General features: G+C 45.0%; 10 protein-coding genes. 3 read left to right on the top strand and 7 right to left on the bottom strand.

The genetic code is table 11. The features are described from left to right. Positions 1-190: 190 nt before the first annotated feature. The 5 genes from lepA to rpoE all read right to left on the bottom strand — a co-directional run bounded on the left by lepA (position 191) and on the right by rpoE (position 4,771). A complete protein-coding gene (gene lepA, locus BCT81_RS17600; RefSeq protein WP_063524078.1) occupies positions 191-1,984 on the bottom strand; it encodes a translation elongation factor 4 in 1,794 nt (597 codons plus the stop codon). A 132-nt stretch (positions 1,985-2,116) separates the two neighbouring features. Beyond that, a complete protein-coding gene (locus BCT81_RS17595; RefSeq protein ID WP_004739029.1) occupies positions 2,117-2,587 on the bottom strand; it encodes a SoxR reducing system RseC family protein in 471 nt (156 codons plus the stop codon). Next, positions 2,584-3,546 carry a sigma-E factor regulatory protein RseB gene (gene rseB, locus BCT81_RS17590; protein ID WP_061032435.1) on the bottom strand — a complete coding sequence of 321 codons (963 nt, stop codon included), beginning with the start codon at positions 3,544-3,546 and terminating at the stop codon, positions 2,584-2,586. Before rseB ends, BCT81_RS17595 begins: the two co-directional genes overlap by 4 nt. Beyond that, on the bottom strand, positions 3,543-4,166 hold the full coding sequence (locus BCT81_RS17585) for an RseA family anti-sigma factor (protein WP_102425289.1): 624 nt from the start codon (positions 4,164-4,166) through the stop codon (positions 3,543-3,545). The genes rseB and BCT81_RS17585 overlap by 4 nt, the downstream gene beginning before the upstream one ends. A 26-nt stretch (positions 4,167-4,192) precedes the next feature. Continuing rightward, complete coding sequence (gene rpoE, locus BCT81_RS17580) at positions 4,193-4,771, bottom strand: RNA polymerase sigma factor RpoE (protein ID WP_008223963.1); 579 nt, start codon at positions 4,769-4,771, stop codon at positions 4,193-4,195. Between the two features lie 389 nt (positions 4,772-5,160). On the opposite strand from rpoE, the gene nadB reads away from it, so the two are divergent. Then, positions 5,161-6,777: an L-aspartate oxidase gene (gene nadB, locus BCT81_RS17575; RefSeq protein WP_102425288.1), complete on the top strand. Its 1,617-nt coding sequence runs from the start codon at positions 5,161-5,163 to the stop codon at positions 6,775-6,777. Between the two features lie 88 nt (positions 6,778-6,865). On the opposite strand, the gene BCT81_RS30005 is transcribed toward nadB, so the two are convergent. Both BCT81_RS30005 and BCT81_RS17565 read right to left on the bottom strand, forming a co-directional pair. Next, a complete protein-coding gene (locus BCT81_RS30005; protein ID WP_347232113.1) occupies positions 6,866-7,309 on the bottom strand; it encodes a protein YgfX in 444 nt (147 codons plus the stop codon). Further along, a complete protein-coding gene (locus BCT81_RS17565; RefSeq protein ID WP_004735374.1) occupies positions 7,242-7,502 on the bottom strand; it encodes a succinate dehydrogenase assembly factor 2 in 261 nt (86 codons plus the stop codon). The genes BCT81_RS30005 and BCT81_RS17565 overlap by 68 nt, the downstream gene beginning before the upstream one ends. 167 nt (positions 7,503-7,669) lie before the next feature. On the opposite strand from BCT81_RS17565, the gene ygfZ reads away from it, so the two are divergent. Together ygfZ and BCT81_RS17555 are read left to right on the top strand one after the other, a co-directional pair. After that, the gene (gene ygfZ, locus BCT81_RS17560; protein ID WP_102425287.1) at positions 7,670-8,641 is read left to right on the top strand and encodes a tRNA-modifying protein YgfZ; all 972 of its coding nucleotides are present in this window, start codon (positions 7,670-7,672) and stop codon (positions 8,639-8,641) included. A 4-nt stretch (positions 8,642-8,645) separates the two neighbouring features. Continuing rightward, on the top strand, positions 8,646-9,107 hold the full coding sequence (locus tag BCT81_RS17555; protein WP_102425286.1) for a YbaK/EbsC family protein: 462 nt from the start codon (positions 8,646-8,648) through the stop codon (positions 9,105-9,107). Positions 9,108-9,536 lie beyond the last annotated feature (429 nt).

The following is a 9,536-nucleotide window of genomic DNA, read 5'->3' as shown; positions in this document are numbered from 1 at the left end:
CTTTCACTCTGCTTAATATTTCTAATTTTTATCAATCAAACTGACTAGATGCTTAAAAGATTACGCAGGAAAAATCGCTTAGTTCGAGGCGCAAAGTGCAGTGACTAGTGGGCCTAATTACAAAACTTTGCAACAAAGAAATAAGCGATTTTAACCAGTAATATTTAGCAGTTAGTTAGTACGATTGATACTAGTCTTTGCCAACGTGAAGAATTGCTAAGAATGCTTCTTGAGGCAGTTCTACGTTACCGATCTGCTTCATACGCTTCTTACCTTCTTTCTGTTTCTTCAGAAGCTTCTTCTTACGACTCACGTCACCACCGTAACATTTCGCGATTACGTTCTTACGCAGTTGTTTAACTGTAGAACGAGCGATGATGTGGTTACCGATAGCCGCTTGAATCGCGATATCAAACATTTGACGAGGGATGAACTCTTTCATCTTCTCTACAAGCTGACGACCACGAGTTTGCGATTGATCTTTGTGTGTAATCATCGCAAGTGCATCAACTGTGTCACCGTTTAGAAGTACGTCTACACGAACCATGCTTGATGCTTCAAAACGTTGGAAGTTGTAATCCAGTGATGCGTAACCACGAGACGTTGATTTCAGACGGTCGAAGAAGTCCAGTACTACTTCAGCCATTGGAATATCGTACACAACCGCTACTTGGTTGCCGTGATAAATCATATCAACCTGAACACCACGCTTCTCAACACACAGTGTGATTACATTACCTAGGTAGTCAGAAGGTACTAAGATATTACAGCGTGCAATCGGCTCACGAATCTCGTTGATATCATTGATAGCAGGCAGCTTAGCTGGGCTATCAACATACAGCTGAGTGCCGTCTGTTTTTTCAACTTCGTATACTACGGTTGGCGCAGTTGTAATTAGGTCTAGGTCGTATTCACGCTCTAGACGCTCTTGGATGATCTCCATGTGAAGCATACCCAAGAAACCACAACGGAAGCCGAAACCAAGTGCTGCAGAGTTCTCTGGTTCGTAGAATAAAGAAGCATCGTTTAGGCTTAGTTTACCTAGTGCATCACGGAAATTTTCGTAATCATCAGATGATACTGGGAACAGACCCGCGTATACCTGTGGTTTTACTTTCTTAAAGCCAGGTAGCGCTTTTTCACAGCCGTTTTTAGCCAGTGTTAGCGTATCACCAACCGGTGCACCTAGGATGTCTTTGATACCACAAACAACCCAACCTACTTCACCAGTGTTTAGCTCTGTAGTATCGATTTGCTTAGGCGTGAAGATACCTAGACGGTCTACACCCCAAACTTGGCCGGTGCTCATTACTTTGATCTTGTCGTTCTTCTTCAGAGAACCGTTCTTGATACGAACAAGAGAAACAACACCAAGGTAGTTATCGAACCAAGAGTCGATGATTAGTGCTTGTAGTGGCGCTTCAGGATCGCCTTCTGGAGCAGGAATTGCTGAAACAATGTTTTCTAGAACATCGTCTACACCGATACCTGTTTTCGCAGAACAGCGTGTTGCTTCCATCGCGTCGATACCTACGATCTCTTCGATCTCTTCAGATACGCGCTCTGGATCAGCTGCTGGAAGGTCAATCTTGTTGAGGATTGGCACAACTTCCAGATCCATTTCGATCGCTGTGTAACAGTTTGCTAGAGTCTGAGCTTCTACACCTTGACCAGCATCGACAACCAATAGTGCGCCTTCACAAGCCGCAAGAGAACGTGATACTTCGTATGCGAAGTCAACGTGTCCCGGAGTATCGATGAAGTTAAGTTGGTAAGTTTCACCATCTTTTGCGGTGTAGTTTAGTGTCACACTCTGAGATTTGATGGTGATGCCACGTTCACGCTCAAGATCCATCGAATCAAGGACTTGTGCAGCCATTTCACGATCGCTTAATCCTCCACAAACTTGGATTAGACGGTCAGATAGGGTCGACTTACCATGGTCGATGTGGGCGATAATCGAAAAGTTACGAATGTGCTTCATAATTTGGTGTGACAAACTCTTTAAATTAGGACGGTAAGAAAGCCGCAAAACTATTTAAAAATAGCTAACGGTGGCGGCATTTCAATCAAGTTGGCAGATTCTACCCAATTTAACAGCAAGACGCATCATAAATTAGACGAGCGGCTCACCTAGGATTCGAATCAATACGACTTCTTGCTTGGATTTGTCTTCCATCGGTTTAGCGAGTCGCTTCGCTAAAGCAATACCACCAGCTGTAAATAGGGCTGCGCTCAGTATAACAATCCCCTCGCCCCCTTGAAGTAAGGGTTGTAATAAGAGTTGTCCAATGCCAGCACCAATCATCAACATGAAAAGTGGGATGAGATAAACAATAGCTGCAGACTGAAGTAGGCTTTTTTCAGGAAAGCCGATTTCTACAATCTGACCCGCTTTCACAAGGCTTTTGGTTTTTAATTGCCAAAACAAGGATTTGTTGCCAACCGCTTTGGTGACAATACCAGTGCCGCAGCTTTTTTGTGAAGAGCAGCTGCTGCAACTGGTTTGTTGTTCGCAGCTCAGTTGAACAAAGTATTGCTTACCTTTTTGTTCAACTGAGCTAACGGTAGCCAGCGCGGTCATCATTGCGCTGATACCTGATTGTTGAAAGTCACAGATTGAGCGATACGCTTAGCTGTCGCTGGCGGGATATCACCCACGACAGATACCTCTCTGTCGCCAATCACTAAGCTGTGCAAGGTTCTGCGTCCTTGACGTACCAACTGGCCTTTCAATGAGTGTTCGTCTTTGTCGGCGATATATACCGAAAAGCTAAATAATCCATCGCTGAAAAGCTGACTCTCGACCATTTTATCGGTCGCTGCCATTTGGTAACGGCTCAATTCTTTTGACTTAAACCCTTCTGGCACCCATGAAGCTTGCCAGTCGGTCTCACTCACCAAACCTTCAGGTAATGATAAAACCTTCGGCAGTTGCGCTTGGTTTAAGCCGCCCATGGCTTCAGCGATTTTATCGTTCACCACGTAAGAGATTGTTCGATACTGTTCCAGTATTTCACCATCACGGTCTAATAGGTCGGCACGTAGAGGAAGACTGGTTTTCTCGTCTACCCAAACCACGTAAGAGTAACGAAGGCCATCTTTTGGCACTACGCGTAACACTTGAGTAGTGCTGCCCGCTTCACGAGAACGCCCAACTTTTACAAAGTCGTAGTACTGATTCAGGGATTCGATATCTCGATTGATCATCGGAATAACAGGCGCAACCATACTGCCTGACTGGATCGTAAACGGCTCTGTACCCGGTTCGATGTAGCTCACTTCATTACCGCGACGAATCACTTCACGAACAGGGCCACTCAGGTAAACAAGGTGTGCGAGTTGTTGGTCGTCGTTAACCGCATGGCGATAAACAAGAGGTTCAATACTGCTCTTCTTGATCAGTATGTAAGAGAGTTCGTAATTTAGATGCTGACTGGCCTCGTTCATTTGATGCAACAACGCCTTTGCAGTTGTTTCCTCTGCAAAGGCTGTTGGAGACATCAAGCTGAACAGTGTCAGTGCACTGACCAGGATTTTCTTCATTCAATGTCCGATTCTAGATGTGCATCTTCCATAGGCGACGCATCACTGTTTAATCTTAGTTGTAGCTCATAATCTTCTAGCATTGCATGAACGCGTTTGCGCTGTTCTTGCAAGTTTGCTTCAGAAGCCGGTCTCTCTACCGACTCGCGGGTTAAGCTTACTGGCTCAGCGGATCCCGCAAATGGAATCGTCTGTAGTACAGGGAGCTGTTCTGGTGCCGCTGGATCGCTGCCACCATATTGTTGAACACCTAATACAACCGCTAAAGAAACACACGCTGCTACAGCAACTTGTCCAAACTGTTGTAACCACGCTGGAAGCTGACGCTTCGCTTGCTGAGGTTTTGGTTGCTCTTCAATTGGATCAACAGTAGGTTCAACATTCACTTGGTGCAGGTTTGGCATTGCACTGTGTGCAGGTTCATCTTCAAGCGCTGCTGCCACACTATCCGCAATGTTCCAATTTTTAGTTTCTGGCGCATCCCCACGCATAACGTCACCAATTAAGTGGTAACTCTGCCAGGTATTCATGCTTTCTTGATCAGATTCTAGATCTACAATGAGAACTTTATCGATCGTTTCACCATCCATGAGTGCCGAAAGCTTTTCTTTATCAGCCATTATTTTCACCATAATTATTACAAGTTCTAGCGCTGCAAAAGAGGTTTAATTTTCTTTTCCACCGCTTCACGAGCTCGGAAGATACGCGAACGTACGGTTCCTACAGGGCAATCCATTACTTCTGCAATCTCTTCGTAGCTCAAACCTTCAAGCTCACGCAGCGTCATTGCAGTTTTTAAGTCTTCTGGTAGCGCTTCAATCGCTCCAAAAACGACTTGTTTCAATTCTTTTGACAGCGTTAAGTTCTCAGGGTTCGATATTTCTTTTAACGCGCTGCCTGTTTCGTAATATTCAGCATCTTCTGCATCTACATCCGTTGCGGGAGGCCTGCGGCTCTGGGCAACGATATGATTCTTAGCGGTGTTCACGGCAATTCGGTACAACCATGTATAGAAGGCACTCTCGCCACGAAAATTAGGTATCGCGCGGTAAGCTTTAATAAAAGCTTCTTGTGCTACATCAGGTACATCACCGGAATTATTCACGTATCGAGAGATAAGATTACAAACTTTGTTTTGATACTTAACCACTAGTAAGTTAAATGCTTGCTTATCTCCACTCTGAACTCGCTCAATCAACACTTGATCGGTTAGCTGCTCGTTCATTCGAGCGGGTACTCCTATTGTTATAACCCTCACCTTCACAGATATGGGTACTAATTATGCGAAATGTAGTATTGACACCACCGTCTACAAGAGCACTATTGTGACTAAGCCAAATACCGAAAGTTCCAACTTTCTTAAAATTATTTGCCATTATTGTTTCACAATGTGATGTAATAAAAATAGCTATCCCTATCAATTTGGGGAAACTTGAGCAAAAGCAATGGTATTGAGCAATTAAATATTTCTAGATAGCTGTCTATATCTTGATTTTGCATAGCGTTTTAGGACGACTCTGGGGAGATTATAACAGTCTTACCGCGACTCCTAAAACAAGACAAAGTCAATTGAGAGTGGACAACTCGACTATAGCCCGGGATTTAATAAGTTTTATGAACGCAAACCGTGAACATCAGTGTGATGTATTAGTGGTAGGAAGTGGTGCGGCAGGCTTGTCATTAGCCTTACGCGTAGCAGAACATGCAAAAGTAATTGTATTAAGCAAAGGACCACGCAGCGAAGGATCGACGTATTACGCACAAGGCGGTATCGCTGCGGTGTTCGATGAGTCTGACAGTATTGAGTCTCACGTTGAAGATACTCAAATTGCCGGGGCTGGGTTATGTGAAGAAGATACAGTTCAATTCATTGCTGAGAATGCTAAAGAGTGTGTGCAATGGCTGATTGATGGCGGTGTTCCATTTGATAAAGATGAGAACAGCACTGATGGTCAACCTAAGTACCACCTAACTCGTGAAGGTGGACACAGCCACCGCAGAATCCTGCACGCTGCCGATGCAACCGGCATGGCAATGCAAACTTCACTGCAAGATAACGTCAAGAATCACCCGAACATCGAGATCTTCGAGCGCCACAACGCGCTTGACTTGATCACTGAAGATAAAATTGGTGGCTCGAAAAACAAGGTTATCGGTGCCTACATCTGGAACCGTAACCAAGAACACGTAGAAACCGTACGCGCTAAATTTGTTGTACTTGCTACTGGCGGCGCATCCAAAGTTTACCAATACACCTCTAACCCAGATGTATCTTCTGGTGATGGTATTGCTATCGCTTGGCGTGCAGGTTGTCGTGTAGCAAACCTAGAGTTCAACCAATTCCACCCAACCTGCTTGTTCCACCCAGAAGCGCGCAACTTCCTACTAACGGAAGCGCTACGTGGCGAAGGCGCATACCTGCGTCGCCCGGATGGTACACGCTTCATGAAAGACTTCGACGAGCGTGGTGAATTAGCGCCTCGTGATGTGGTTGCTCGCGCAATCGACTTCGAAATGAAGCGATTAGGTGCAGACTGCATGTACGTTGACATCAGCCACAAACCTGAAGAGTTCATCACCGCGCACTTCCCAATGATCCACACTCGCTTGATGGACTTGGGTATCGATATGACTAAAGAGCCGATCCCGATTGTTCCTGCTGCGCACTACACCTGTGGTGGTGTGATGGTCAATAAAGATGGTCAAACGGATCTGCAAAACCTCTACGCGATTGGTGAGGTTAGCTACACTGGCCTGCACGGTGCGAACCGTATGGCATCAAACTCACTACTAGAATGTGTGGTTTACGCGTGGTCAGCAGCAAAACACATCGTTGAGAACATTGAACAGTCTCAGTTGTGTGCTGAACTTCCAGCATGGGATGAAAGCCAAGTCACTAACAGTGACGAAGAAGTTATTATCCAGCACAACTGGCATGAACTTCGTCTATTCATGTGGGATTACATGGGTATCGTACGTACAGACAAACGTCTTGAGCGCGCAATGCGTCGTATTCAGATGTTGCAGCAAGAGACTCACGAGTATTACAGCAACTTTAAGGTGTCGAACAACCTTCTAGAACTGCGTAACCTACTTCAAGTCGCTGAGCTAATGGTTCGCTGTGCGATGCAACGTAAAGAGAGTCGCGGCCTGCACTATACATTGGATTACCCAGAGCTTGCTGAAGACAGTGGCCCAACGATTCTGACACCAGAGAAACGTCAATCGTAATCTGGCGCATTCGCCAACAATGAAAAGTAATCAAATGAAAGGGAGCCTAGTGCTCCCTTTTCTTTTATCTCACGGCTAATCGATTACTTTAGCTGAGCGAACGCATTCGTTGTAAGTTCGCCAAAAAGTGCCGATATTCTTGATCTTGGCAACTGTCTCGCCATAGCAGTATCGAGTGACCGCATTCAAATCGTAATTTTATAAAGAATTGCGCCCAAATCTGGTCGACGGACTTTAACTTGTAAAGCTGATCATTAAGCCGCACCTCACCATCACCCTTATAATCAAAACGCCCTTGAGCACTGGTGATAAGCATATGATTGGCACGAAACAGATTGAAGGATAAATAAAGACAATAAAGGCTGACAGCCAATGGAATAGAAGAGACAACGATGAAAAACAAAAGGCACCCGAAAACAGTGCCTTTTGTTAATAATGCGAAATGCGAAGGGTTAAGCTGGAGCTTAACGAACCTTGCTGAGGTTGTGTGCGACAATTTTATCAACCATTGATGCGTGACCCAGGTTTTCACTACGGCCGTGGCCCATTACCCAAGTAAACAAGTCTGGATCATCACACTCTAGTAAAGAAACAAACTCGCGCTGTTCCTGCTCTTGCAATGAATCAAAACACTCTTCGAAAAATGGCATGATGACTACATCAAGTTCTAACATGCCGCGACGGCAACCCCATTTAATTCGTGCTTTCTGCTCTGCAGTGTACATTGGCTATCCTCACCTATAATTTTTCTTTCTTGGAGTGTAACAAGTCATACGCTCTGCAACTACTATGTGGGTCACAGTCCCTATCTCAGCTCACAAAAAAACCTAGGCTGACAAAGAAACAGAACAGGATTAACATAGAGCCAAATAAAATTCTTAGGAAAGATAAAATGGATTGGAAAAACACCTTTCAGCCGCACGCTCATACGCAAAATGATTCGCTTCCAGAACTGATGATGACACATGTGTCAGACTGGAGTGCAATTACCATGGTAGGCGATGACAAAAAATCGTACCTACAAGGTCAAGTAACGTGCGACGTCGTGACTCTTCCTAATGATGAATCCACATTAGGCGCCCACTGTGATGCAAAAGGAAAGGTATGGAGTATCTTCCGCCTGTTCCACCACAACGGTGGTTATGCGCTTATGCAGCCTAAGTCTGCGATTGAAGTTGAGCTCTTAGAAATCAAAAAATACGCGGTCTTCTCTAAAGTCGATATTGAGCAAACCAGCGATGTGGTTATCGGTGTGATGGGCGCAGCTGCGGATCAATACATCGACTCAATTTCAGAGAGCCAAGGTAAAGTTCGTGCGATTTCAGGCGGTACAGCCGTTCAAGTCGCAGAAAACCGCTGGGCTCTGCTTGTAACAGAACAAGCTGCAGAAGCTTTGGTCACTAGCAGTTCTGCGGAGAAAGTCTCAGAGGCGCTATGGCAGTATCATGAAATTATCGATGCTCAGCCTCACCTAACCAAAGCAGAGCAAAATGAGCACATCCCTCAGGCACTTAACCTGCAAGCGATTGGTGGCATTAGCTTCACCAAGGGCTGTTACACGGGGCAAGAAACAGTAGCTCGCGCTAAGTACCGTGGCATGAACAAACGTGAAATGCGCATTGTTTCTGGCCCAACAGCGGAAGTGCTAACACTAGAAAGCCCTATTGAGCTAGAGCGTAGCGTGGGTGAAAACTGGCGTGGTGCAGGTCGACTGATCAACGTATATCAATTTGCTGACAACCAAGCGATTGGTCTAATGGTTCTGCCGAACAACCTGGATGACGATGTTCAACTGCGCTTGACTGCCCAACCAGAGCAAATCTGGAATATCCTGCCACTGCCTTACAGTCTTGACGACGAGTAATTACGTGGAAACAGTGATTACACAATGGCTCGATCAGCAGCAGGTAAATTATCGCCTGCTGCTGCAAAGCAAGCCAACTACCAGCATCGAAGAAACCGCGCAAGAGCGAGGCATCAACCCATCTCAAATGGTGAAATGTATTCTACTCAAAGACATGGGTAATCAATACGCGCTAGCGTGCACCGCTGGTGATCGCTCAGTCGATCCGAAGAAAGTGCGCTCGATTCTAAATTGCCGCCGCATGACCTGTGTCTCGTTAAGCGATGTAGAGTCTATTACTGGCTTTAAGGCCGGTTGTGTTGGCCCGCTTGCATTAAAGAGGCACATGCCGATCATCTTTGATCCCTCGATCCAGAATAATTCAACGGTGACTATCAGCTCTGGGGATCGAATGGCAGGTATCGCTCTGGATCCCAATGATCTCATGACGCTATGTGCGCCGATCATTGCTGAGATCAGTCGATGATCGGATCAATACAGTGATTGATCGCAAACTCTTTCCCTAGTTTTCACTAGATACATATTTAGTGTGAAGCTCGTCATAAGATAACTAGATTAAAGTTAAATATTTAATCAAAATTAAAGCATAAGTAGTCACAGATAAAAATCTGCGTTATTGTGAATTTACTGACTAGCCCCTAGGCAAATCAGTACAAGTGAATCCACTGAGTAACATCAGTATCCACTTTTGTGTAATGCATCTGTGACTATTCGCCCGTTTTAGACGGGCTTTTTTTTGTCTTAATTTTACAATTTGATTACACAAACAAAAAAATCCCGCCTATTCTTATACTTGTCACATTAACACTTCTTAATACCGAACAGGAAAGTTCACGGCAGTTCACTACTCAGTATTATTTTGGGGAGGAGCTCACGTAAAAATAGATATTTACTG

The organism is Vibrio sp. 10N.261.52.A1 (assembly GCF_002876325.1).
GTDB classification, from domain to species: domain Bacteria; phylum Pseudomonadota; class Gammaproteobacteria; order Enterobacterales; family Vibrionaceae; genus Vibrio; species Vibrio chagasii.
The sequence above is the reverse complement of the archived record's forward strand: the minus strand, read 5'-3'. Positions and strand labels throughout refer to the sequence as shown.